20 protein-coding genes and 1 other annotated feature are annotated in these 24,922 nt (G+C 51.4%); of the genes, 19 read left to right on the top strand and 1 reads right to left on the bottom strand.

Annotated elements, in window-relative coordinates:
- Positions 1-121: 121 nt before the first annotated feature.
- The 6 genes from V2546_RS08050 (at position 122) to yihA (ending at position 7,987) form a co-directional block, all read left to right on the top strand.
- Entirely contained in the window at positions 122-670 is a 549-nt protein-coding gene (locus V2546_RS08050; protein ID WP_215702824.1) for a DJ-1 family glyoxalase III, read from the top strand.
- 562 nt (positions 671-1,232) lie between these two features.
- Positions 1,233-2,522: a trigger factor gene (tig, locus tag V2546_RS08045; protein ID WP_118531752.1), complete on the top strand. Its 1,290-nt coding sequence runs from the start codon at positions 1,233-1,235 to the stop codon at positions 2,520-2,522.
- Positions 2,523-2,763: 241 nt separating this feature from the next.
- On the top strand, positions 2,764-3,345 hold the full coding sequence (gene clpP / locus V2546_RS08040; RefSeq protein ID WP_118296855.1) for an ATP-dependent Clp endopeptidase proteolytic subunit ClpP: 582 nt from the start codon (positions 2,764-2,766) through the stop codon (positions 3,343-3,345).
- A 33-nt stretch (positions 3,346-3,378) separates the two neighbouring features.
- A complete protein-coding gene (gene clpX / locus V2546_RS08035; protein WP_329752025.1) occupies positions 3,379-4,680 on the top strand; it encodes an ATP-dependent Clp protease ATP-binding subunit ClpX in 1,302 nt (433 codons plus the stop codon).
- Positions 4,681-4,941: 261 nt separating this feature from the next.
- Positions 4,942-7,254, top strand: a complete 2,313-nt coding sequence (lon, locus tag V2546_RS08030) for an endopeptidase La (RefSeq protein ID WP_118531747.1) — start codon at positions 4,942-4,944, stop codon at positions 7,252-7,254.
- A gap of 40 nt (positions 7,255-7,294) precedes the next feature.
- Positions 7,295-7,987 carry a ribosome biogenesis GTP-binding protein YihA/YsxC gene (yihA, locus tag V2546_RS08025; RefSeq protein ID WP_118296849.1) on the top strand — a complete coding sequence of 231 codons (693 nt, stop codon included), beginning with the start codon at positions 7,295-7,297 and terminating at the stop codon, positions 7,985-7,987.
- Between the two features lie 65 nt (positions 7,988-8,052).
- Here yihA and V2546_RS08020 read toward each other — a convergent pair whose 3' ends face one another.
- Entirely contained in the window at positions 8,053-8,574 is a 522-nt protein-coding gene (locus V2546_RS08020; RefSeq protein WP_118296847.1) for a DUF4364 family protein, read from the bottom strand.
- A gap of 236 nt (positions 8,575-8,810) precedes the next feature.
- Here V2546_RS08020 and V2546_RS08015 point away from each other — a divergent pair, with 236 nt between their 5' ends.
- The 13 genes from V2546_RS08015 (at position 8,811) to V2546_RS07955 (ending at position 24,771) form a co-directional block, all read left to right on the top strand.
- On the top strand, positions 8,811-12,383 hold the full coding sequence (locus V2546_RS08015) for a DUF5717 family protein (RefSeq protein ID WP_329752024.1): 3,573 nt from the start codon (positions 8,811-8,813) through the stop codon (positions 12,381-12,383).
- A gap of 13 nt (positions 12,384-12,396) precedes the next feature.
- Positions 12,397-13,623 carry a DUF5716 family protein gene (locus V2546_RS08010; RefSeq protein ID WP_329752023.1) on the top strand — a complete coding sequence of 409 codons (1,227 nt, stop codon included), beginning with the start codon at positions 12,397-12,399 and terminating at the stop codon, positions 13,621-13,623.
- Positions 13,620-14,429: a hypothetical protein gene (locus V2546_RS08005; RefSeq protein ID WP_329752022.1), complete on the top strand. Its 810-nt coding sequence runs from the start codon at positions 13,620-13,622 to the stop codon at positions 14,427-14,429. Before V2546_RS08010 ends, V2546_RS08005 begins: the two co-directional genes overlap by 4 nt.
- Before the next feature lie 186 nt (positions 14,430-14,615).
- Positions 14,616-14,851 (top strand) — a binding site (T-box leader).
- 91 nt (positions 14,852-14,942) lie between these two features.
- On the top strand, positions 14,943-15,152 hold the full coding sequence (locus V2546_RS08000; protein WP_021906052.1) for a DUF6472 family protein: 210 nt from the start codon (positions 14,943-14,945) through the stop codon (positions 15,150-15,152).
- Between the two features lie 20 nt (positions 15,153-15,172).
- A complete protein-coding gene (locus V2546_RS07995; RefSeq protein WP_118650249.1) occupies positions 15,173-17,824 on the top strand; it encodes a valine--tRNA ligase in 2,652 nt (883 codons plus the stop codon).
- 327 nt (positions 17,825-18,151) lie between these two features.
- Positions 18,152-19,513 (top strand): folylpolyglutamate synthase/dihydrofolate synthase family protein, encoded by a 1,362-nt coding sequence (locus tag V2546_RS07990; protein WP_329752021.1) that lies wholly within the window; start codon positions 18,152-18,154, stop codon positions 19,511-19,513.
- A 97-nt stretch (positions 19,514-19,610) separates the two neighbouring features.
- Positions 19,611-19,754, top strand: coding sequence for a hypothetical protein (locus V2546_RS07985; RefSeq protein ID WP_015554816.1), 144 nt, complete (start codon positions 19,611-19,613; stop codon positions 19,752-19,754).
- A gap of 3 nt (positions 19,755-19,757) precedes the next feature.
- Positions 19,758-21,062 carry a tetratricopeptide repeat protein gene (locus tag V2546_RS07980; protein WP_329752020.1) on the top strand — a complete coding sequence of 435 codons (1,305 nt, stop codon included), beginning with the start codon at positions 19,758-19,760 and terminating at the stop codon, positions 21,060-21,062.
- A 104-nt stretch (positions 21,063-21,166) separates the two neighbouring features.
- Positions 21,167-21,508, top strand: a complete 342-nt coding sequence (locus V2546_RS07975; RefSeq protein WP_015554814.1) for an anti-sigma factor antagonist — start codon at positions 21,167-21,169, stop codon at positions 21,506-21,508.
- A gap of 65 nt (positions 21,509-21,573) precedes the next feature.
- Positions 21,574-21,987: an anti-sigma F factor gene (gene spoIIAB / locus V2546_RS07970; protein WP_118297118.1), complete on the top strand. Its 414-nt coding sequence runs from the start codon at positions 21,574-21,576 to the stop codon at positions 21,985-21,987.
- A 4-nt stretch (positions 21,988-21,991) separates the two neighbouring features.
- The gene (locus V2546_RS07965; RefSeq protein ID WP_329752019.1) at positions 21,992-22,711 is read left to right on the top strand and encodes a SigB/SigF/SigG family RNA polymerase sigma factor; all 720 of its coding nucleotides are present in this window, start codon (positions 21,992-21,994) and stop codon (positions 22,709-22,711) included.
- A 261-nt stretch (positions 22,712-22,972) separates the two neighbouring features.
- Positions 22,973-23,191 (top strand): helix-turn-helix domain-containing protein, encoded by a 219-nt coding sequence (locus V2546_RS07960; RefSeq protein ID WP_118320908.1) that lies wholly within the window; start codon positions 22,973-22,975, stop codon positions 23,189-23,191.
- A gap of 80 nt (positions 23,192-23,271) precedes the next feature.
- Entirely contained in the window at positions 23,272-24,771 is a 1,500-nt protein-coding gene (locus V2546_RS07955) for an RNA-binding domain-containing protein (RefSeq protein WP_329752018.1), read from the top strand.
- The last annotated feature ends 151 nt before the right edge of the window (positions 24,772-24,922 follow it).

The following is a 24,922-nucleotide window of genomic DNA, read 5'->3' as shown; positions in this document are numbered from 1 at the left end:
TTTGCTCGTAACTGTGAGGGTACTGAACAGTTACGAAAAAATGAGATTTGCGGGGGATTTCTACTGCGTTATAAGGCAGGGATTTCCCCCGCACTGCGATCAGAAAGGTGCGTAAATGAAAATGGCAAGAGTATATGCGTTTGTGGCAGACGGAATGGAAGAGGTGGAGTGCCTCGCGGTGTGTGACTGCCTGAGAAGAGCGAAAGTGGATGTGAAACTGGTCTCCATCATGGGAAGAAAGATGGTGACGGGATCCCACGGTTTTAAGATTGAGGCGGACTGTCTGTTCGAGGAGATCGGGGATGACGCAGATGTGCTGTTCCTCCCGGGCGGACTTGTCGGAACGAATAACCTGAAGGCACACAGAGGTCTGGCAGAGATGCTGAAGGCCCATGCTGCAGCAGGAAAGCGGCTTGCGGCGATCTGTGCGGCTCCGAGTGTTTTAGGGGAGCTCGGTCTTGTCGAAGGTCATCGTGCGACCTGCTATCCGGGGTTTGAGAATCAGATGAAGGGTGCGGACTGCCGCGGCGACGGTGTGGTGACGGACCGGCTGATCAGTACCGGACGCGGAATGGGATGGGCGATCGACCTTGGGTTGGAGCTGATCCGTATTCTGGTGAGTGAGAATGAGGCGGAGAAGATCAGAAAGGCGATCCAGTATGAGAGATAAATAGACTCGCTGAGGGTGTTGGCTGAGGTACGCGGTGAGTATCCGGGCAGGTGCACGCGGGGATGCGGGGACGGTTCCGCTAAGCTTGCGTGTGCCTGCTAAAGGCGGAACACAGATGCCGCAAACTCGCTGCGCTCAGACAGTGCGGCATCTGTGTTCCAACGCAGTCACCCGCGAGCTAAGAGGAACCAGATCCCCGGATCAAGGTGCGCCTGCCTGGATACTCACCGCTGTGAGGCAGGCGCGTTATGTGAGCGTGGTGTGCCGGGAATGGTATGGACTGGCAGGCGTGGGGAGAGAATGCAGGTATTTGCAGCAAGAATATCCCGTATTTTCTGGATTTTTTGTAATTTAGGTCTGGTCTTTTTATGCGTCTTATGTTATAATTTCATGCGGCGCTATGTGCGCGTGACGGAGAAGTGATGCCTGCGGGCGGATTTTTCGCTGAGCGGCCATCATAATGCCGGAAAACGTGTAACGCCCAAAAAGCGGCAGTTACGAGATCATACGGGCGGGACCATCCGATCCCCGCTATCGATATATTTAAGGAGGAACTCATAAAATGAGCGTACAGGTTGAGAATTTAGAGAAGAATACGGCAAAACTTACAATCGAAGTGCCGGCAGAAAAGTTTGAGGAGGCTGTACAGCATTCCTATAATAAGAATAAGGGTAAATTCAATATCCCGGGCTTCAGAAAAGGAAAAGCTCCGTTCAACATGATCAAGAAGATGTATGGTGTTGGCGTATTCTACGAGGATGCCGTTGATGAAGTGATCGACGCAAGCTATCCGGATGCTGCAAAGGAGAGCGGACTTGAGATCGTTTCCCGTCCGGCTGTTTCCATCGAGCAGATCGAGGAAGGAAAGTCCTTCATCTACACAGCAAAGGTTGCTGTTAAGCCGGAAGTTACTCTTGGCCAGTACAAGGGCGTAGAGGTTCAGAAGACAAAATCTGACGTTACAGAGGAAGATATCGAGACAGAGATCAAGCGCGCAAGAGAGAAAAACTCCCGCCTGATCACAGTTGAGGACAGAGGCGTTGAGGATGGCGATCAGGTAACGATCGACTTCGACGGTTCCGTAGACGGAAAGAGATTCGAGGGCGGCAAGGCTGAGGACTATCCGCTTACGATCGGTTCCCATACATTCATCGACAACTTTGAGGAGCAGCTCATCGGCAAGAAGACCGGCGAAGAGTGCGAAGTAAACGTAACATTCCCGGCTGAGTACCATGTAGAAGAGTTAAAGAACAAACCGGCTGTATTCAAAGTAAAAGTAAAAGAGATCCAGAGAAAAGAGCTTCCGGAAGCAAACGATGAGTTCGCAAGCGAAGTATCTGATTTCGATACAATGGAAGAGTACAAGAAAGACCTTACAGAGAAATTACAGGCTGAGAAGATTGAAGCAGCTAAGACAGCAGACGAGGATAAGGTCGTTGCTAAGGTAATCGAGAACGCAACAATGGAGATCCCGGATCAGATGGTTGAGGAGCAGGTTAACGGTATGGTCAACGACTATGCGCGCAGACTTGAGAGCCAGGGTATCTCCTTCAAGCAGTATGTTGAGATCACAGGCATGACAGCTGAGAAGATCGGCGAGCAGATGAAGCCGCAGGCGATCAAGAGAATTCAGACAAGACTTGTTCTCGAGGCAGTTGTAAAGGCTGAAAACATCCAGGCTGACGATGCTGCAGTTGAGGAGCAGTTCGACAAGATGGCTGCAGACTTCAAGATGGATAAAGAACAGATCAAGGGTATGTTTGGTGAAGAGCAGATGGCACAGTTAAAAGAAGACCTTGCTGTACAGAAAGCGATCGACTTCCTTGTAGCTGAGGCAAAGTTCGTTGACTAATCAGGGCAACATACTTTAGACGGATCTGCACAGAAAACATGGTGGAAAGTGGTCCGATGACGGACCATGACCCGCATTCAGAGGGGGTTGCTGCGGAGAGCTTTTCGCGGCAATCCCCAGTCGGTTATACAGGGATAGTTCCGAAATGTGTGCAGACAGCCGGAATTTTGACGGTGAGCACAGGTTCCGGACAGATATTTCTGTGTGCCGCGATCATAAAAGAAAAGATGGAGGAAATAATATGAGCTTAGTACCTTATGTGCTTGAATCTACAAGCAGAGGAGAGCGTTCCTACGATATCTATTCCAGATTATTAAAAGACCGTATTATTTTCCTCGGTGAGGAAGTAAACGATGTGAGCGCGAGCCTTGTTGTGGCTCAGCTCCTGTTCCTGGAATCCGAGGATCCGAATAAGGACATCAACCTTTATATCAACAGCCCGGGCGGTTCCGTAACGGCCGGTATGGCGATCTATGATACGATGAACTATATTAAATGCGACGTATGCACGACCTGCATCGGTATGGCTGCAAGCATGGGAGCATTCCTTCTCTCCAGCGGTGCGAAGGGCAAACGTTTTGCGCTTCCGAACGCTGAGGTCATGATCCATCAGCCGTCCGGCGGGGCACAGGGTCAGGCGACGGAGATCAAGATCGTTGCGGAGCAGATCTTAAAGACAAAAGAAAAGCTCAACAAGATCCTGGCTGCAAACACAGGGCAGCCGCTCGACGTGATCGCCCGCGATACGGAGAGAGATAATTATATGACAGCGGAAGAGGCAGCCGCATACGGCCTGATCGACCGCGTGATCACAGGACACTAGGTCCGGTTATAAATTTAGAATTGAGGTGCGAACATGCCAGTAAGACCTGAGGAAAAGATCAGATGTTCCTTCTGCGGAAAGAATCAGGATCAGGTAAGAAAAATGATAGCCGGCTCCAACGGCGTCTATATCTGTGATGAGTGTATCGAACTCTGCAGTGAGATCCTTGAGGAAGAACTCGGAAACGAGGAGGAGGAAAGACCGGATTTCTCCGGAATCAACCTCTTAAAACCGAAGGAGATCAAAGAATTTCTGGACGACTATGTGATCGGACAGGATGAGGCGAAGAAAGTTCTTTCCGTGGCTGTTTACAATCATTATAAGAGAATCACATCGAAGAAGGAAAGTGATGTTGATCTTCAGAAGAGCAATATCCTGATGCTCGGTCCGACCGGATCCGGCAAGACTTATCTTGCGCAGACACTTGCGAAGCTTTTAGGTGTTCCGTTTGCGATCGCAGATGCAACGACGCTGACTGAGGCCGGTTATGTCGGCGAGGACGTGGAGAACATCCTCTTAAAATTGATCCAGGCAGCAGATAACGATGTGAGCCGTGCGGAGTACGGTATTATTTACATCGATGAGATCGATAAGATCACAAAAAAATCCGAGAATGTGTCCATTACCCGTGATGTTTCCGGCGAGGGCGTCCAGCAGGCGTTGTTAAAGATCCTGGAAGGTACTGTTGCAAGCGTTCCGCCTCAGGGCGGCAGAAAGCATCCGCAGCAGGAGCTGATCCAGATCGATACGACGAACATCCTGTTCATCTGCGGCGGTGCTTTCGATGGCCTTGAGAGAATTATCGAGTCCAGACTGGAGACAAGTTCCATCGGCTTCGGCGCGAAGATCGTGGATAAGAAAAATACGGATATCAGCAAGCTGTTGAAGCAGGCGATGCCGCAGGATCTTACGAAATTTGGTCTGATCCCGGAGTTTGTCGGAAGAGTCCCGGTGATGGTATCCTTAGATCTTCTGGATGAGGATGCCCTTGTGCGGATCCTCACGGAGCCGAAGAACGCGCTCGTAAAACAGTATCAGAAGTTATTTGAGCTGGATGACGTGAAGCTGGAGTTCACTCCGGAGGCTGTCCACGAGATCGCCCATATGGCGGTGGAGAGAAAGACGGGAGCAAGAGGACTCCGTGCGATCATGGAATCTGTCATGATGGATACGATGTACGAGGTTCCGTCTGATTCCAACGTGGGTATCTGTACCGTTACGAAGGATGCGGTGGACGGAAAGGAAAAGCCGGAATTCGTATACCGCGATGTGACGGTGCCGAAAAAGGCGTTGTCCGGAAGATCCAGAAAAGATGGAAACGGGGAGATCGCGTAAGAGAACGGCTCTCCTTACAAAATGAACCTGCAGGACCCGTATCCCGCAGATAAGAGGGGCTGCTGCGCACAGAAATGTCACGGCAGCCTTTTTGACGCAATGTATCCGGAAACTGCCGGAGACGTTTTTTACAAATACGATCGATAGGACAGCCGCATTATCCGATGGGATGCGCTGACCTGTCTGAAACTGTCTCATAGAAAAAGGCGGAAATCACGACGATCGGAATGTCGGAAACGGATTTCCGCTCAGGAGAAATGAATGGAAGATAAGAAAATTACGATGCCGGCTGTGGCACTCCGGGGACTTACGATCCTCCCGGGAATGGTGCAGCATTTTGATATCAGCCGGGAAAAATCTGTCCGCGCGGTGGAGACAGCCATGATGGGAGACCAGAAGGTCTACCTTGTGACGCAGCGGAATCCACAGCAGGAGGTGCCGACGGCCGCAGATCTGTATCAGATGGGAACGGTATCCCAGATCAAACAGATCGTGAAAATGCCGAACGGGATCCTGCGCGTGATGGTGGAAGGATTAGAGAGAGCGGCTCTTCTCACACTGTTCGAAGACGGACAGTATCTGGAGGCGGAGATCGAGGACGCTCCGATGCAGGAGGAGCAGCTCTCGGATACCGTGAAGGAAGCGATGAGCCGGATCGTCAAGGAAAAACTTGAGGAGTTTGGAAACGCGAACCCGAAGGCGGTGAAGGACTTTATCGGAAGTCTCCTCGTGATCACAGACCTGGAGCCGCTCCTGACCCAGACAGCGAACGAATTCCCGTGGGATTTTGCTGTAAAGCAGGAGCTTCTGGAATGTGACTATGTAAGCCACCTCTACGACCGGATCGTGTATTATCTGATGCGTGAGATCGAGATCCTGATGATCAAGCGTGATTATCAGGGAAAAGTAAAGGAACATATCGATAAGAACCAGCGCGACTACATCCTGAGGGAAGAGCTGAAGGTCATCCGTGAGGAGCTGGGAGATGATGCCGGGGCGGAGGACGCTGACGGGTATCTGGAACAGCTTGAAAAGCTGAATGCGGATAAGGAGACAAAGGAGAAGATCAAAAAAGAGATCCAGCGTTTCAAAGGCATGCCGGGCGGAAGCCAGGAGGCAAATGTCCTGCGCACCTATATCGAGACGGTCCTCGAGATGCCGTGGAAGAAGACGTCCAGGGACAATCAGGACATCATCCATGCGAAGGAAGTGCTGGAGGAAGATCACTATGGTCTGGAGCAGGTAAAAGACCGCGTTCTGGAATTCCTTGCGGTCCGCGCCCTCACAAAGAAAGGCACAAGCCCGATCCTCTGCCTTGTGGGACCGCCGGGAACAGGTAAGACCTCCATTGCGAGATCCGTGGCCCGCGCGCTCGGAAAGAAGTATGTAAGGATCAGCCTCGGCGGCATTCACGATGAGGCGGAGATCCGCGGCCACAGAAAGACGTATGTCGGCGCGATGCCGGGCCGGATCGCCGATGCGATGCGCCAGGCAGGCGTGGCGAACCCGCTGATGCTCCTGGACGAGATCGATAAGGTCTCCGCGGACTACAGGGGAGATGTCTCGTCTGCGCTCCTTGAGGTCCTTGACGGAGAGCAGAATGGGAAATTCCGCGACCACTATCTGGAAATCCCGTTAGACCTTTCCGGAGTCCTCTTTATCGCGACAGCCAACGATGTGTCCACGATCCCGAGACCGCTCCTTGACCGTATGGAAGTGATTGAAGTGTCCAGTTACACGGAGAATGAGAAGTTCCATATCGCGAAGAAATATCTCGTTCCGAAGCAGTTAGAGAGAAACGGACTCACAGGGGAAATGCTCTCCTTCAGCGATAAAGCGCTGGAAAAGATCATCCACAACTACACGAGGGAAGCCGGAGTCAGGAACTTAGAGCGCCGGATCGGCGAGATCTGCCGGAAGGCGGCAAGAGAATTCCTTGAGAAAAAACGGAAATCCGTGCATATCACAGAGGGAAATCTTCAGAAGTATCTCGGAAAAGAAAAGATCACCTTCGAGAATGCCAACGAGGAGGATGAAGTCGGGATCGTGAGAGGTCTCGCATGGACCAGCGTTGGCGGGGATACTCTCCAGATCGAAGTGAATGTGATGCCGGGCGACGGAAAACTCCAGATGACAGGCCAGATGGGCGATGTCATGAAGGAATCCGCGCAGATCGCACTGACGTATGTAAGATCTGTGGCTGACCGGTATGGTGTGGAAAGCAAATATTTTAAGGAACATGATCTGCATCTTCATATTCCGGAAGGTGCGGTGCCGAAGGATGGCCCGTCCGCGGGCATCACGATGGCGACTGCGATGCTCTCCGCAGTGACCGGCAAAAAGGTCCTCGCCAGCGTTGCAATGACCGGCGAGATCACTCTGCGGGGGTGTGTACTGCCGATCGGAGGCTTAAAGGAAAAGACACTTGCGGCGAGAATGGCACATATGAAGAAGGTGCTCGTGCCGGACAAGAACCGGCCGGATATGGCGGAGATCTCGAAGGAGATCACGAAGGGCATGGAGATCGTGTTCGTGAAGACCATGGACGACGTGGTGCGCGAAGCGTTCGCGTGATACAGGAAAGCTGCACCAGCCAGATAGAAGGAGAATAGGAATGGTTATCAGAAATGTGGAACTTGAGACCGTCTGCGGTGTGACGAGCACACTGCCGGAGAATACGCTTCCGGAGTTCGCGTTCGCGGGAAAATCAAACGTGGGAAAATCTTCCCTGATCAACGCACTCATGAACCGGAAAGCGTTGGCGAGAACGTCCTCCCAGCCGGGAAAGACCCAGACGATCAACTTTTATAACATCAACGGAGATCTCTATTACGTGGATCTCCCCGGCTACGGTTACGCGAAAGTTCCGCAGTCTGAGAAGGTAAAATGGGGCAAGATGATCGAGAATTATCTCCATAAGTCCCAGATGTTAAAATGCGTCTTTCTTCTCGTGGACATCCGTCATGAGCCGTCTGCCAACGATAAGACTATGTACGACTGGATCGTTTACAACGGCTTCCGCCCGGTCATCATTGCGACGAAGCTTGACAAGATCAAGCGGAGCCAGATCCAGAAACAGGTAAAACTCATCCGGACCGGTCTCGGAATGGAGAAACAGGATATCCTGATCCCGTTCTCCGCTGAGACCAAGCAGGGAAGAGAGGATATCTGGACGCTCATCGACAAGATGGCTGCCGGAGAAGATCTTCTGACCGCCGAGGAGGAGATCCAGGCGGAGAAAGCCGCGGAATGGGCTGCGAAAAAGGCTGCGAAGGAAGCGGAAAACGCAAAGAAGGAACAGGAATAAGAGAATGTAAACAAAAAAGCGGCATTGCCACAGAACATGATCTGTGGAAATGCCGCTTTTGAATATCATCCCTTCATCAGCGTTTTCATCACATAGGAGTAGATCTCCTGGCTCCGCTCCTTCCAGTGGCTGGCCATCGTCTCGGCCTGGTCTTTGTCGGGGACGGAGAGATCGAAGCCGATGAGGATGGATTTTCCCTCCCGGACTTCGCAGTGAACGATGTAGTCCTGGTTTGTTGATTTATAGAAGTCGGAGATGACGCCAACCTCGTTGCGGAGGCGGAATTTGTTCTCTTTTAAGTAGCTGTCGATATCCTCGATGATCGCGGGGGAGATATTGTTTCCGAAGAAGGAGAGCGTGTCGTCACCCTCTTTTGTGATCTCGTAGCGGGAGGAATTGTGGGTGGATTCCATCCGGATCAGCCCCGCCTCTTTCAGCTCATTTAATGCCTGCTGGAGCGTAAAATACGTTGTATATTCATGATCCAGGAAAAAATCCGTGAGCTGGGAGTTTGTCAGCGGAAAGTTGACATGGTCCAGCATATATAAGATCATCAGTTTGTAGAGCGTGATCGGATCAGATAACATAGGGGTTGCTCCTTTATTTTAGAGTCTGTAAAAATCTTTGCGAATACATCTATTTTACAGGTTTCACTGAACGGATTCAAGTCCTTTTTCCGGCTTCCCATGAAAAAGGTCGAAAATTGTAGTGAATTTGAACGGAAAATGTGCTATGATGATACCACGAATATTTCAGCAGATCGCAAAAGCGCGGGGCGCAGAGCGATCGGGTATCGGATAATGAATTTAAGGTGAATGAATATATGAGAGAACGGATCATGCGCCTTTCCAGAGGAATCGTGGACGCGGAGACGCCGAAGCTGTTCCTTGAACCTGCGAAGGTCGAGGAGACTCTGGGGAGCGATACAGTTTATAAAAGAGAACTATACCTGGCAAGCGAGAATAATTTGTATATCAAAGGTCTTGCCTACTCAAGCCACAGCCGTGTAAGGATCTTAAAGAGTGCCTTCGGAGGCTTAAGAAACCATATTGTCTACGAGGTCGACACCTCCTGGTGCGAGAACGGAGACCTGATCAGGGGAAACTTCACGCTTGTCACGAACAGCGGAGAACTGGAGGTTCCTTTTCTTTTTCGTGTCGAGATGATCGAGTCCGTCCGTGTCCTGTCAACCCTGAAGACGATGGAAGACTTTGTGGAGCTGGCAAAAAGAGATATGGATCTGGCGCTGCGACTTATGGAGTACCGGGATTTTACGGAAGCGCCGTTCTTTAAGGACCTGAAGATCCGCACGATCTATGAGGGATTGAAGGGACATGGAAACCGCCAGAATGCATTGGAAGAGTTCTTCCTGGCAGCAGGCGTGAAGGAGCCGATCGAACTGACTCTTTCGACGGCGAAAAAGGTCTACGACAGACCGAAGGATATCGTGAGCGATAAAGTAGTCCTCCGGAAGAACACCTGGGGATATATCTATATGGAAGTCCGTGCTGACGGTGATTTCATCGAGATCCCGAAAAAAGTCATCACTCAGGCGGATTTTGAGGATGACCGTCTGGATCTCCGCTTCCGGATCCATCCGGAGCGGATGCACCGCGGAAAGAACCTGGGTGCGATCCGTCTTCTCACGGTCCACGGAGATACGGTGATCCGGATCGAGGCAATGGGAGAGGAACCGGAGAAAAAGCGCGCCGAGGGCGAGATCAGCAAGGCCGGTGTCTGCCGGTATATGAAACTCCGCGAAGCTTATGAGAGCGGACTTTACGACAAAAAACTCGTTCTCGGAAAGATCCAGAATGAGCTGGATGCGATCCGCGGCGCAAACGGCGGTTCCGTGATCCTGTCCTTACTCCAGGCGGAGACGTATCTGGATGCGGGAAGACCGGATCAGGCAGCGTTATGCCTGGATGATTCCTGGGAGACGGTCGCGGCTCTGAGAGACCGTCTCGGAACACTTTACTGCTACTATCAGTACCTTCAGTACCGGTTGGAGCCGGATGAGGAGAAAAAGGACGCGGTGATCCGCCTGTTCCGGAAGAAACTGGAGGATGCCAACGGGAGATTTTATCTGCAGCTTTTACAGCTGAAAATGATGCCGGAGATGTATGAGGAGGAGGAAGCGCTCGCGGAGAGCTTTAAGATGCAGTATAAGAACGGCTGCCGCAGCCCGTTCCTCTATATCGAGACGATCCGGCTTTTCGGGAAGAACCCGGAGCTTTTAAAGACGATGGATGTCTTTGAGATCCACGCTCTCTACTACGGGGCGATGAACGGACTTGTGGGGGAGGAACTGGCGGAGCGGATCTGTGCGCTGGCGCCGGGGGCGAAATTCTTCCACCGCCTGTATTACAGACTGCTCGCAAAGCTTTATGAAAAGTATCCGACGAAGGAGATGCTGACTGCGGTATGCTGTCTCCTGATCAAGGGAAATGTCCGCGGAAAAGAGAGCTTTTCGTGGTATGAAAAGGGGATCAGCCAGGAGATCAGTCTCACGAGGATCTATGAATATTTCCTCTATGCGCTTCCGGATTCCTACGAGCAGATGATGCCGCGCCAGGTCCTTTTATACTTCTCCTACGAGAGCGCCCACCTGGACCAGAAGAGCCGGGCGGCTCTCTACGCGAACGTGGCTGCCTATATTCCTCAGGATGATCCGCTCTATAAAAAATACGAGCGCGAGATGGAAAAGTTTGCCATGGAGCAGCTGTTCGAGTCCCGGATCAATAAGAGACTCGCGGTGATCTACAAACATATCATCTACCGGGACATCATCGATGAACAGGTGGCGCGGGTCTTACCGGGGATCTTAAAGGCGAACCGGATCCGGGTCAAAGATTCGGCGATGAAATATGTGATCGTCTCCAACGAGATCCTGACCGGCGAGGACGCTTACCCACTGCAGGACCAGACGGCCTATGTGCCGCTGTTTTTTGAGGACAGTGTGATCATGTTCCAGGATACCTTCGGAAACAGGTATCTGGACGTGGAATATACGAAAGAACCGGTTCTCGACGAGAAAGAACTGGAAGAAAAATGCTTTGAGATGTATCCGGAGCACCCGATGTTAAAGATGAAGGCGTGCCTGGAGATCATGAAGAAAAAAGATCTCGATAAAGAGGATGTGACTGAGCTCGAGACGGCTCTGGACAACCTCCCGGTGAAACCTGCCTATCAGCAGAAGATGCTGACGAGGATCATTTCCTATTACCGCGCGGCTCTCTCAGGCGATGATGAGGTGATGGACGCGGAGGGCGGTGCGTACCTCTTAAAACTTGATAAAAAGACACTCTCCAGACCGGAGCGTGTGGATGTCTGCGAGACGCTGATCGTCCAGAGTTACATGGTCCAGGCCTACGAGATGATCAAAGAGTTCGGCGAGGAGCAGATCCGCGTGAAACGGCTTGCGGCCCTTGTATCCCAGCTGATCCTGGACCGGATGTTCGAGGAGGATGAGCTGCTTCTCCACCTCGCGGGCCGCGTATTCGCGGACGGTCACGGAGACAGCGTGATCCTTGATTATCTCTGTGAACATTATAACGGCAGCGGCGAATCCATGTACCGGATCCTTGCGGAGGCTGTGAAGAACCATGTGGAGACATACGATCTGGAGGAGCGCCTGCTTGCCCAGTACCTGTTCTCCGGCTGTGAGAAACATATGGACACGGTATTTGATCTCTATGCGTCGAGAAAAGAGACCAGCGATGTGATTGTGAAGGCGTACTTTACGGTGAAGTGTACGGAGTATTTTCTGCGGGATGTCGTCCCGGGGGATAAAGTGTTTGCGTACCTGGAAGGCGCAATCCATGGGATGGAGCTTCGGAAAGTCCCGGAAATCTATCTTCTGGCACTGGCAAAATTCTACTCTGGCCAGGCATCCATCTCCGAGGAGCAGAAAGAGCTTCTCTCCCGGATGATGGATATTCTCTCCGCACGCGGCATGGTATTTGCGTGGTATAGGGATCTGGCGAGATATGTGGAAATGCCGGGCGAAGTCATGGACAAGGAGATCATTGAGTACCATGGACGGCCGGACGGAAGACCGATCTTAAAGATCCGGATCCTGCCGGATGAGGAAGAGTTCCATGAGGAAGAGATGAACATGGTCTATAAGGGGATCTATGTGCGTCAGAAGCTCTTATTTGACGGCGAGATCATGGAATACGAGATCTGGGAGAATGAGGACGGAACGATGGTGAAGAAGGCGGAGGGCGAAGTGACCTGCAGCGAACCGGCGACCGGGGACAAAGGCAACCGCTTTACGGCTCTGAATTCCATGAATCTCTATCTCGGAATGAAGGATGACCGGAAATTGAAAGAAAGCATGACAGAATATGTGACGGACAGTCAGATCGCGAAAAAACTGTTCCGTCTGGCGTAACGAGGACAAAGGAATGGAGAAACTGATCATTGGCATCGACCTCTGCGATAACTACACCCAGGCAGCTGTCCTGGGGCGTGAGGATGCGTGGATGCTCCCGACCGTCATCTGCAGAAAGAAGGCTGCGGAAGAGTGGTATGTGGGGGAAGATGCGTACAAATATACGCTGGTGGGCGAGGGAGTCATCGTTGACAAGCTCCTTAGCCTGGCGGCAAAAGAAGGAACGTCCACTATCGGAGGCGTGAAATACGGCGGAATGGAGCTGCTGCAGAGATTCCTGGGCAGCATCCTCGCCATGGTCCGGGCAGAGTACGGCGGGCAGAAGATCGACGAGCTGGTCATCAGCCTGAAAAACATGGAGATGAAGCTTTTAGAAGGTCTTACGGCCAGCGTGGAGGCCCTAGGCGTTCCGAAGGGATGCATCCATATCGCAAGCCACACGGAATGTTTTGTCCACTATGTGTTAAACCAGAGGAGAGACGTCTGGGGAGGCCAGGTGGGGATGTTCTCCCTGTCGGACGAAGATCTGCGCTACTATGAACTGAAGGTCACGAGAGGACCCCGCCAGATGACGGCCATGGCGGAGCACGAGGAGCTGGAAGAGGGCTTTAGCCTGAGCGTCCTGGATACAGGCTCCGGGGCAAAGATGGCGGATAAGATCCTCTGCGCCTGCGGGGAGCGTTTTCTGCAGAAAAAGATCTTTTCCTCGATCTTCCTGACGGGAAAAGGCTTTGCGAGAACAGACTGGGCGCCGGAATTCATGAAACAGATCTGCAACAGGAGAAGAGTCTTTGTGGAGACGGCTCTCTTTGCGAAGGGCGCTGCCATGAAGGCGGAGGAATACTTAACCGAGAGCGATTCCCCGTCATTTGTCTGCCTCTGTGAGGGCAAATTATGGTCCACGGTCTCCATGGAGGTCATGAAGCGGGACGCGAAGTCGGAGCTCGTCCTGGCATCTGCCGGTGAGAGCTGGTATGAGGCGAGAAGTGTGGTCGAAGTGATCCCGGACGGGGAACGTGAGATCATGTTTACGATCACGCCGCAGCAGGAGCCGAAAAAGAAACGCCAGGTGAAGGTTACCCTTGACGGATTCCCGGAGCGTCCGAATAAGACGACGAAGATCCGGGTGGCTGTCGGCTTCCTCGATGAGAAGACGATGGTGGTCAAGCTCACAGACCAGGGATTCGGGGAGCTGTTCCCGAAGACGGACGCGGTGGTCCGCCAGGAGGTGACGTTATGAGTCTGATTCTCTGCAGACAGGAGCCTGTGAAGATTCCTCTTTATATCGAAGATCTTGGGATCCATATCTATTCTTCCCAGGAGCTCTGCTATGTGATCTACAATAATCCGCTGCTGGTTCTGGAGGACTTTATCGACAGCCGCCTCACGGAGTTCCTCCGGAGTGAGCTGCGCATGCCGTTCCTCGCGGAGAAGATCGAAAAATGGATGGAGAGCCGCGGTGCGACGGAGGAGATCCTGTATCTGATCCTTCAGGAGTGCAACTATTATTCCCCGAAGGAGCAGGCTGTTTACCGTCAGACGGTAAACGGATTAAAGAAACTCACGGAGGAAGAATACAAGAAACGCCGTGCGGATTATTTTTACGGTCTTGATCTCTTCGGAAAAGCAGTCACGATCTACGAGCAGATCTTAGACGGGGCAGGACGCCATCTCTCCGGGGATTTCCGCGGGAAAGTCTGGAACAACATTGCAGCCTGCTATGCGAAGCTTTTCTGCTACCAGAAGGCGATGCATGCCTACGAGAACGCCTGGAATGCAAAGGCGGAGGCGGAGTATGTGAAGCGCATGTACTTCCTCACGGCGCTGAATCCGGAGCTTAAATTAAAAGATAAGTTCCAGGAGATGATCGGGGAGGATGACAAGGAAGTCTGGGATCAGGAAGTGAAGGAGGCAAGGGAAGAGGCGGAAAAAGCGCCGGAGACCTTAAAACTTGCCGCTGTGTTCGAGAAAGACCCGGCCGGCCGGATCGCGGCGGCGGGGGATGTGCTGAACCGCTGGAAGATGGAATACAGGAGAATGCTGTAAGATCATTTTCACGGGCAGAAGTTTTTGGACCGGAAAATCCTGTGTGATACAGGGACAGTGGTGGATTTTGCTGACTTTTTCCTTGACATTTTATCAGGATTCTACTATATTAGGAAAGAGCAGTCGGAAAATATTTGCGGCTGTGAAGCGAACCGGATGAAAGAAAGAGCCGGTCTGGGAAACAAGTGAAAAGCTGGGAAGAAGAGGAGTACATTTTTTGCGCCTCCAGAGAGAACTGTCCATTGGCTGGAAGACGGTTTGGGAATGCGGAAATGGAAGGTAGCTTCGGAGCCGGAGCAGTGAACGGAAAGTAGCTGTTCCCGGGGAGAAACCTCGTTAAGAACAAATGAGATACTGTCTGAAGGATCGGAAGGTCCTGGGGATGGTGAATAAAGGTGGTAACGCGGTGATTCGCCCTTTGCATGAATGTGCAGAGGGCGTTTTTGTTTTAGCGGGAAAGTCCGGCAGGATTTCCGGAAAAACAAAAGGCATCGGCAACAGGAGTACAAAACGATGACAAAGAAAGATTCCAAACAGAAAAAAGTACAAATCACAAACTGCGAGACCTGCGCCTTTTACACATATGATGAAGAGTATGGCTACTACGTCTGCGAGGCGGATCTGGACGAGGACGAGATGTCTGCGTTCCTTCGGGGAAGTGATTTTTCCTGCGGGTTCTACCAGCTTGATGATGAATATGCCATCGTAAGAAAACAGATGTAGAAAAGAATAAGGAGAAGACCATGAAAGAACTGGAAAAGACCTACAATCCGGCGGACATTGAAGACCGCCTGTACCAGAAATGGCTGGACAACAAGTATTTCCATGCAGATGCGGAGAGAGGAAGACGTGAGGGCAAGAAGCCGTTCACGATCGTAATGCCGCCGCCAAACATCACAGGACAGCTTCATATGGGCCACGCTCTTGACAACACGATGCAGGATATCCTGATCCGTTACAAGAGAATGCAGGGCTACGAGGCACTCTGGCAGCCGGGTACTGACCACGCAGCCATCGCTACCGAGGTCAAGGTTATCGACAAGTTAAAGAAAGAGGGCATCAACAAGAACGACCTCGGACGTGAGGGATTCTTAAAAGAGGCCTGGAAGTGGAAAGAGGAGTACGGCACAAGGATCATCAAGCAGCTCCACAAACTCGGTTCCTCCGCGGATTGGGACAGAGAGCGCTTCACGATGGACGCAGGCTGCTCCGAGGCTGTTTTAGAGGTATTTACACGCCTTTATGAGAAAGGATATATCTATAAAGGATCCAGGATCATCAACTGGTGTCCGGTCTGCAAGACATCCATCTCCGACGCTGAGGTTGAGCACAAGGAGCAGGACGGCTTCTTCTGGCACATCAACTACCCGATCGTAGGCGAAGAGGGAAGATTCGTTGAGATTGCGACCACAAGACCGGAGACACTGCTCGGCGATACAGCCGTTGCCGTAAATCCGGAGGACGAGCGCTACAAAGATATCATCGGAAAGATGTTAAAGCTTCCGCTCACAGACCGCGAGATCCCGGTAATCGCAGATGAGTATGTTGACAAGGAATTCGGAACCGGCTGCGTAAAGATCACACCGGCTCACGACCCGAACGACTTCGAGGTCGGAAAACGCCACAACCTGGAAGAGATCTGCATCATGAACGACGATGCGACGATCAATGTTCCGGGCAAATACTTCGGCATGGACCGCTATGAGGCGAGAAAAGCCATGGTCGAGGATTTGAAGGAAATGGGACTTCTCGTGAAAGTTGTTCCGCACAGCCACAATGTCGGCACCCACGACCGCTGCGGCACGACCGTAGAACCGATGGTAAAACCGCAGTGGTTCGTAAAGATGGATGAGATGGCAAAACCGGCGATCGAGGCATTAAAGAGCGGCAAATTAAGATTCGTTCCGGAGAGCTTCGGAAAAACATATCTCCACTGGCTCGAGGGAATCCGCGATTGGTGTATCTCCAGACAGCTCTGGTGGGGCCACAGGATCCCGGCTTACTACTGCGAAGAGTGCGGTGAGATGACGGTTGCAAAGATGATGCCGGAGAAGTGCCCGAAATGCGGCTGCACACACTTAAAGCAGGATGAGGACACCCTCGATACCTGGTTCTCCTCCGCATTATGGCCGTTCTCCACACTCGGCTGGCCGAAGGAGACCGACGAGATGAAGTATTTCTATCCGACAGACGTTCTCGTTACCGGATACGACATCATCTTCTTCTGGGTCATCCGTATGGTATTCTCCGGACTTGAGCAGACCGGCGAGTGCCCGTTCAATACGGTCCTGATCCACGGCCTTGTCCGCGATTCCCAGGGACGCAAGATGAGTAAGTCCTTAGGAAACGGGATCGATCCGCTGGAAGTCATCGACAAGTACGGTGCAGATGCTCTCCGTATGACTCTTATGACAGGAAATGCTCCTGGAAACGATATGCGTTTCTACTGGGAGAGAGTCGAGGCGAGCAGAAACTTCGCAAACAAGGTATGGAACGCGAGCCGTTTCATCATGATGAATATCGAGAAGGCACCGGCAGGCGAGGCGAAGCTCAGTGACCTTACGGCAGCAGATAAATGGATCCTCTCCAAGGTCAATGATCTTGCGAAGGAAGTTACGGAAAACATGGACAAGTACGAGCTCGGAATTGCCCTCCAGAAGGTTTACGATTTCGTTTGGGAGGAGTTCTGTGACTGGTACATCGAGATGGTAAAACCGCGTCTCTGGAACGATGAGGACCAGACGAAGGCGGCGGCGATCTGGACCTTAAAGACAGTCCTGATCAATTCCTTAAAGCTTTTACATCCGTTCATGCCGTTCATCACGGAAGAGATCTTCTGCAATTTACAGGATGATGAGCCGTCCATCATGATCTCCTCCTGGCCGGTATATAAGGAAGAGTGGAATTTCGCTGAGGATGAGCATGCAGTCGAGGTCATCAAGGAGGCTGTCCGCGCGATCCGTAATGTGCGTACATCCATGAATGTTCCGCCGAGCAGAAAGGCGAAGGTGTTCGTTGTGACTGAGGATGCTGATCTCACAAAGATTTTTGAGAACAGCCGTGTATTCTTCAGCACGCTTGCTTCTGCGAATGAGGTTGTGATCCAGAAGGATAAGACAGGAATCGGCGAGGATGCCGTATCCGCAGTGATCCCGAAGGCAGCGATCTATATGCCGTTTGCGGAGCTTGTTGATATCGAGAAAGAGACGGAGCGCCTGAAGAAGGAAGAGGAGCGTCTTACGAAGGAGCTTGCGCGTGTAAACGGAATGCTTGCGAATGAGAAGTTTGTGAGCAAGGCGCCGCAGGCGAAGATCGATGAGGAGAGAGCGAAGCTTCAGAAGTATACAGAGATGATGGAGCAGGTGAAGACTCGGTTGGCGCAGCTTGGAAAGTAAGTGATAGCGCGAAAGTGCTGATGATGTAGGGGCAGCCGCAGGTGTTTATTACCTGTGGCTGTTCTGTTTTGAAGGGAAGGTTGTCTGAGAGGTTGGCGGAAGTACGCGGTGAGCGTCCAGGCACTCCTGTCCGGATGCTCACCGCTGGTGGCTGGCAATGATATATGGGTCGCTCGCTGGCGCTTTGCTCGGTGATGGCGGTGAATGTCCATGTGTGGTGAGTTTTGCTGGAATGCGTCGAATTGTTCCGACAGGTTCAGGTTGCAAATTTGATGAGAAACGGGTATCATATGTGAGAGAAGCAGGTCACGACGAGGAGGAGTTTTCTTGGAGTACATAACGATGCAGGAGGCGTGGGATCAGATCGAGGCAATCCCGGGGTATGCGAGGAAGAAGAGCGGGATCCCGAAGATACGGGAGTTTCTCGGGCTTTTGGGCGATCCGGACCGGGAGTTTCAGGTGATCCATGTTGCCGGGACGAACGGAAAGGGTTCGGTTTGTGCTTTTTTGACATCGATGCTCTGCGAAGCGGGAATCCCGTGCGGAACGTTTGTTTCGCCGCATCTGGTGGATATCCGGGAGCGGTTTCTGATCGGCGGGGTGATGGTCCCGGAGGCGGATTTTGTAAGGGCGTTTCTGGAGGTGCAGGCTGCCTGTGAGAAATGGACTGCGCGGGGAACGCTTCATCCTACCTACTTTGAGTTTTTGTTTTACATGGGACTTTGTATTTTCCGGAATGCCGGTGTGGAGGTTCTGGTCCTGGAGACGGGAATGGGAGGTACATATGATGTGACGAACGTGGTGGAGGATCCGCTTGTTTCGGTCATCACGTCCATCAGCATCGATCACACGGCGTTTCTGGGATCGACGATCGCGGAGATCGCGGCGCACAAGGCGGGGATCATAAAGCGGGGCCATCCTGTGGTATATGACTGCAGTTCTCCGGAGGCGGCAGCGGTGATTTCTGCGAAGGCTGAGGAGCTGGGAGTACAAAAGTTTCCTGTGACGCCGGAGACGGCAGGTCGCGGGATCCGAACCCATCTCGCGGGTATGGAGGCTGATACGGCTGCCCGGCTGGACAGAAATCTGCTGGAGCTGTCTTACCGCGGAAGAGATGTGCTGTTTGAGATCCCGTTTGAGGCGCCTTACCAGTTTATGAACGCGGCGCTGGCGATCCGGGCGTTAGATATCTCGGGACTTCCTGTGACACCGGAGCAGGCGAAGGCAGGGGTTCGGAAAGCAAAATGGCCCGCGCGGATGGAACAGATCTGTCCGGGCGTATACCTTGACGGGGCGCACAATGAGGATGGGATCCGGGCGTTCCTGGATGCGGCCTGCAGGCTGAAGAAATTGCGGGATCCGGATCATGTGAGGATCCTGTTTGCGGTCTCCGCGGACAAGAAGTACCCGGAGATGCTGGCTGAGATCAGAGAGCGTCTGCAGCCGGATTTCTGGATCCTTGCGAAGATGGAGTCCCATCGGACGCTTTCCGTCAGGGAACTGGAGGAGGCGGCAAAAGTGCTTGCCGATCAGGAATGCGGGAAAAAAACGGAAATCCTGGTTTGTCCGGATGTGAAAGAGGCGTTAAACCGTCTGTTCCGCATTCACGGGGAGCATGATCTGACTTTGATCGCCGGATCGCTGTATCTGGCGGGGGAAGTGAAGGAGTGTTTCGGGAACTCAGGCTGAGAAAAGTGATAACGGATGCCGCGGAAGATACGAAAGCGGCAGCAGGAGCGGCGGTCTCGTGCATGGAACGGACTGCAGCGATAAAGGAGAGACAGATATGATCAATTTTGAAGAAGAGATCGAGCGTTTTAAACCGAGTCTGGAGGTCGAGGCGGTCAGCGATGCGATCGTAAAGAGTGACCTCACAGATATGGCTGACATCATGATGGACATCATGAAGGATATCAAGAAGGAAAAGTAATATATGGATGAAATGCAGAAGATCCAGTACGCGGCGAACAGCTATTATAACCGTGGTCTGGAAATGGCAAAGGAGAGAAACCTTTCAGGGGCGGCGAGATTTTTAAAGCGCGCCCTGCAGTTTAATAAATACCACACGGATGCCAGAAACCTTCTGGGACTCATCTTTTACGAGATGGGGGAGACGTCGGATGCGCTGATCCAGTGGGTCATCAGCATCAATCTCCAGCCGGACAACAACCGCGCGGACCATTACCTTGACGAGGTGCAGAGAAAGCCGGGACAGCTGGAGATCGCGAGCCAGATGGTGAAGAAATTCAACCAGGCACTGTTTTATGCGCAGAATGACAGCGATGATCTCGCAGTTCTGCAGTTAAAGAGGATCGTCGACGAGAAGCCGAATTTCGTGAAGGCGCATCTGCTCCTCGCGCTCCTCTACATGGAGCACGGCGATTATGTGAAGGCGGGAAAGTCCCTGGTCAAGGTGCTCCAGATCGACAACAACAACGAGAAGGCCACCCGGTACATGGAGTATGTAAAAGAGCATACCGGAAAGGCGGAGGTGGAAAAGAGAAAGCTGAAAAATGCGTTCTCCCACCGGGAAATGCAGGATGATGATGTGATCCTGCCGCCGACTTATAAGGAGAATACAGGCTGGCAGTCGATCATCAATATCGGCATCGGTCTTGTCCTGGGCGCGGTCATGGTCGTATTCCTCATCATGCCGGCGAGAGAGCGGGCGCTCAATTATGAACATAATCAGGAGATGCAGTCCTACACGGATAAGCTGAATCTCGCAAACCAGGAGACGGACAAGTTAAAGCTCCAGGTTGAGGATTACCAGAAGCAGAAGGAGGACGCGGAAGGTCAGTTAAATGACCTGAAGGGGGATTCAGGAAGCACGGTAAACCAGTATGCGACACTCGCAAAGATCCTCGATGCGTACCGAAAAGGGGACATGAACACGGCGGTTTTAAGCTATGTGGACATGGATCAGTCGAAGATCACGGATGACAGTTCTGTGGCGATCTTAAATGAGATCAAAGCGGACATGGACACAAATGCCCCGGCGGTCCTTATGGCGGCGGCTGCTCAGTCCACAGCTGCCGGTGACTATGACACAGCGCTCCACTATTATGAAAAATACATGGAGATCGACGACAAGAACCCGGAAGTCATCTACGACATGGGCATGGTGTACAAGTCAAAGGGCGACACCGACAATGCGAACCAGATGTTCGGACAGGTCATCATGAACTTTGCGGATTCGGAGTTTGCGGAGAAGGCGAAGACGGAGCGGGGATACTAGAAATCAAATAAAAATGATCAAGAGACTTTACAGAAGAAAAGCTGTGAGGTCTCTTTTTGTTTGGCCGGAAATAATCAGATTATAGAAAAGGAGAGGAAGAACATATGGAAGATTCATTTGTATACGAGGCGAAAGGTCCGACACTTATCATTCATCTGCCGAAGGAGTTTGACCACCATAACTGCAGGAATCTGCGTTATGAGACAGATCTTCTGATGGCGGAAAATTATGTTTCCAGGATCATCTTTGATTTTACGCGGACGCGGTTTATGGACAGCTCCGGCATTGGGGTCCTCTTAAACCGCTACAAGCAGATGAAGGCGGGGCACACAAGCTTTTACGGCGCCTGCCCGCAGGTCATGCGCGTTCTGAAGGTTGCGGGGATCCTGGGACTGATGCACCAGTATGAGTCAAAGGAAGAAGCGATCTACAGCAGGGAGGTATAGGGATGGAGACGACGGTGAAGAATGTGCAGAATGGGAAAGGCGAGGAGACGGCGGCGTGTGAGACGATGGAACTCGTGATGGAGAGCCGGTCCGAGAATGAGGAGTTTGCGAGAGTTGTCGCGGCTGTCTTTGCGAGCCGCCTGGATCCGACCCTGGAAGAGCTGGATGACATTAAAACGGCAGTCTCGGAGGCGGTGACGAATGCGGTGATCCACGGATACCGGGGCGGGAAAGGGAAAATAACTCTCGCTGCGACGGCATGGGAAAAAGAGCGGCTGTTTTCCGTGACGGTCCGTGACGAGGGCGTCGGGATCGCGGATGTGGAGCAGGCGATGGAGCCGATGTTCACGACATGCCCGGAGGACGGTCGGTCCGGCATGGGATTTTCCTTCATGGAGGCGTTTATGGACCAGGTGGAGGTCGTCTCCGCGCCGGGAAAGGGAACCTCCGTCACGATGAAAAAGAAGATCGGCAGGTGACGGGATGGCGGACACTGCGGAACTTTTAAAATGTTCACACGCAGGGGATAAAGAGGCGAGAGACCGGCTCGTTATGGAGAATGCAGGACTTGTCTGGAGTATTGTAAAGAGGTTTGCGGGCCGTGGAACGGAAGTGGAAGATCTGTTCCAGATCGGAAATATCGGGCTCATGAAGGCCATTGACCGGTTTGACACAGAGCTTGGCGTCCGGTTTTCAACGTATGCGGTGCCGATGATCCTCGGGGAGATCCGCCGGTTTCTCCGCGACGACGGCATGATCAAGGTCAGCAGACCATTAAAGGAGCTTGCCGGGAAGGTCGGAGCGGCGAGAGAGAAGCTGGAAGCGGATCTCGGGCGGGAGCCGACCGTGGAGGAACTTGCAAAGTCCGTGGGGGCGAGCCGTGAGGAGGTGGCGGCATCCATGGAAGCCGGGGCGAGAGTCGGCTCCATCTATGAGCCGTTTGATCCCGGTGACGGGACCGGAGGCTGCCTGGCCGATAAGATCGCGGAAAAGACATCAGAGAACGACCGCGTCCTGGACAGGATCGTTTTGTCAGAGCTTCTCTCTGACCTCGGGGAGCGGGAACAGCAGCTCATAAAGCTGCGCTATTTTGAAAACCAGACCCAGACTGCAATCGCATCCCGACTTGGAATTTCACAGGTTCAGGTGTCACGGCTGGAGAAGAAGATCCTGCGGGAGATGCGGGAGAGGATGATGGGGTGAAGGGGACATTATAGAGTGATTTAAGGAAAATGATAAGAGTGTATTGGCTGTAGCTGATACACTTTTTTCTTTGGAACGAACAGCAGGTAAAGAAAGATCACATTTGCAGATCAGAATTGCAGTCATAATAAATTTAAAATGCGAGTTTGTAAAGCATGGATACGAAAAAGTGCTGTATTGATTGTACTGTTCGCATTCCTATGGTATGATAAAAGAAGTGAAATACTGAAGATGAAATAGATAATGGTAAGAGGTGACAATATGGCAGTGTGCTATAAAAAACTTTGGAAAATGTTGATCGATAAAGATATGATAAAAAAGGATTTACGCCTGCAGACTGGTTTCAGCACGACAACCATGTCAAAGCTGTCTAAAGATGAAAATGTCAGTATGGATGTAATTGAAAAAATTTGTACTGTGTTAAATTGCGATGTTGGAGACATCATGGAGTTTATACCTGATAAAAAAGAGGAACAGTAGAAAAAGCGGATTCTTCGGAAACAGAAAGCGACTCAAAATAATCAGGTGGCGAATGCTACCAAAGAGAGCGAGGTGTTACAATGACCATAGAAGAAATTCTTGCAGGAGAATCGAAGAATGTGGAGTTCAAAGAGAACCTGCCGGAGAAAAGCATTAAATATATGAAGTCTGTGGTTGCATTTGCAAATGGAACCGGAGGAAAAATCATTTTCGGAATTGCAGATAAAACCAGAGAGGTTATTGGCTTTGACAAGGAAGATGTGTTCAAAAAAATGGATGCCATTGCCAATGCCGTATCGGATAGCTGCGAACCGGCAATTATTCCGGATATTACATTACAGACAGTTGACGGTAAAACAGTCATTGTAGTGGAAATTTCTGAAGGCAGACAGCGACCGTATTATATCAAAGCTCTTGGCAGAGAAGGCGGTGTATATGTCCGTGTTGCCGGAACTACCCGCCTTGCCGATGAGTACATGATAAAAGAGCTGATGTTTGAGGGAAGTAACCGTTATTTTGACCAGGCTTTGTGCACCGGACTGACCATTACAGATGAAGATATTGATGCTCTTTGCAAAGCAATGAAGGATCAGGCAGTTAAAAATGCTCATAACGAGGAGCAAAAAGCGTCCATCAAAGACGTTGGCAGACAGCAGCTCCGTTCCTGGGGAGTATTGATTGAGCGTGAAGGAAAAGATTATCCATCCAATGCTTTTGCGATTCTAACGGGCAAGGGAGGACTGCATGTTGCAACGCAATGTGGCGTGTTCAAAGGAACAACAAAAGCGGTATTTGTTGATCGTAGAGAGTATACAGGTCCGCTTTGGGAACAGATAGACGAGGCATTTCAGTTTGTTTTGCGAAATATTCACCTGGGTGCGACGATTGTGGGGCTTTATCGACAGGATGTTTATGAAATTCCACCGGATGCTATTCGTGAGTTGATTATCAATGCAATGGTGCATCGGAGCTATCTGGATCATGGTACGATACAAGTTGCAGTATATGACAACCGCCTGGAAATTACTTCTCCTGGAAAGCTGCCAATGGGACAGACCATAGAGCGCATGAAAAAAGGATATTCTAAAATTAGGAATGAAGCACTTGCTCATGCATTTGCATACATGAATCTGATCGAGCATTGGGGAAGTGGTATTCCGAGAATCATTGATAAAGTAAAATCTGCTGGACTGCGGGATCCGGAGTTTATTGGCGGTGAGGTTGACTTGCGTATCAACATTTACCGGGAGCAAAATAATGCCATTAGCATTAAGAATGGCGTTGATACAGAAAAAAATGGCATTGATGGCGTTAAAAATGGCACTGATGGCGTTAAAAATGGCATTGAAAATGGCGTTGATGAAGTGTTATACACAGATAAAAATCTCTCAGATCATATTCAAAAACTACTGAAGATCATTACCAAATATCCGACAGAAACGCAGGCACAGTATGCAGAGAAGCTTGGGGTATCTAAAAGAACAATCTCCAGAATTTTTTCGGAATTAAAAGAACAAGGCATACTTGAACAGCAAGGGACCAGAAGAAAAGCAAAGTGGATTATTTCCAAAAACAAATAGGAGGGACAGCAAAGCGTCCGAGACGAATGTGCAGCCGGCGTTGCTGGGGCTGCTTTGCGAAGAAATTGGAGTGGGGTTCTCCCATACAAGAAAATGAGCGTGGATAGCGTCCATGCTCTGCGTGCGCAAGACTTGAGACTTATGAGATAAC

The sequence above is a fragment of the Clostridium sp. CM74B_53 genome (assembly GCF_036318045.1).
GTDB lineage: Bacteria > Bacillota > Clostridia > Lachnospirales > Lachnospiraceae > Pilosibacter.
The sequence above is the reverse complement of the archived record's forward strand: the minus strand, read 5'-3'. Positions and strand labels throughout refer to the sequence as shown.

Bases quoted from the DNA above. Each gene is read 5' to 3' on its own strand.
- V2546_RS08050 (WP_215702824.1), top strand. From the start codon at position 122: ATGGCAAGAGTATATGCGTTTGTGGCAGACGGAATGGAAGAGGTGGAG.
- tig (WP_118531752.1), top strand. From the start codon at position 1,233: ATGAGCGTACAGGTTGAGAATTTAGAGAAGAATACGGCAAAACTTACA.
- clpP (WP_118296855.1), top strand. From the start codon at position 2,764: ATGAGCTTAGTACCTTATGTGCTTGAATCTACAAGCAGAGGAGAGCGT.
- clpX (WP_329752025.1), top strand. From the start codon at position 3,379: ATGCCAGTAAGACCTGAGGAAAAGATCAGATGTTCCTTCTGCGGAAAG.
- lon (WP_118531747.1), top strand. From the start codon at position 4,942: ATGGAAGATAAGAAAATTACGATGCCGGCTGTGGCACTCCGGGGACTT.
- yihA (WP_118296849.1), top strand. From the start codon at position 7,295: ATGGTTATCAGAAATGTGGAACTTGAGACCGTCTGCGGTGTGACGAGC.
- V2546_RS08020 (WP_118296847.1), bottom strand. From the start codon at position 8,574: ATGTTATCTGATCCGATCACGCTCTACAAACTGATGATCTTATATATG.
- V2546_RS08015 (WP_329752024.1), top strand. From the start codon at position 8,811: ATGAGAGAACGGATCATGCGCCTTTCCAGAGGAATCGTGGACGCGGAG.
- V2546_RS08010 (WP_329752023.1), top strand. From the start codon at position 12,397: ATGGAGAAACTGATCATTGGCATCGACCTCTGCGATAACTACACCCAG.
- V2546_RS08005 (WP_329752022.1), top strand. From the start codon at position 13,620: ATGAGTCTGATTCTCTGCAGACAGGAGCCTGTGAAGATTCCTCTTTAT.
- V2546_RS08000 (WP_021906052.1), top strand. From the start codon at position 14,943: ATGACAAAGAAAGATTCCAAACAGAAAAAAGTACAAATCACAAACTGC.
- V2546_RS07995 (WP_118650249.1), top strand. From the start codon at position 15,173: ATGAAAGAACTGGAAAAGACCTACAATCCGGCGGACATTGAAGACCGC.
- V2546_RS07985 (WP_015554816.1), top strand. From the start codon at position 19,611: ATGATCAATTTTGAAGAAGAGATCGAGCGTTTTAAACCGAGTCTGGAG.
- V2546_RS07980 (WP_329752020.1), top strand. From the start codon at position 19,758: ATGGATGAAATGCAGAAGATCCAGTACGCGGCGAACAGCTATTATAAC.
- V2546_RS07975 (WP_015554814.1), top strand. From the start codon at position 21,167: ATGGAAGATTCATTTGTATACGAGGCGAAAGGTCCGACACTTATCATT.
- spoIIAB (WP_118297118.1), top strand. From the start codon at position 21,574: ATGGAACTCGTGATGGAGAGCCGGTCCGAGAATGAGGAGTTTGCGAGA.
- V2546_RS07965 (WP_329752019.1), top strand. From the start codon at position 21,992: ATGGCGGACACTGCGGAACTTTTAAAATGTTCACACGCAGGGGATAAA.
- V2546_RS07960 (WP_118320908.1), top strand. From the start codon at position 22,973: ATGGCAGTGTGCTATAAAAAACTTTGGAAAATGTTGATCGATAAAGAT.
- V2546_RS07955 (WP_329752018.1), top strand. From the start codon at position 23,272: ATGACCATAGAAGAAATTCTTGCAGGAGAATCGAAGAATGTGGAGTTC.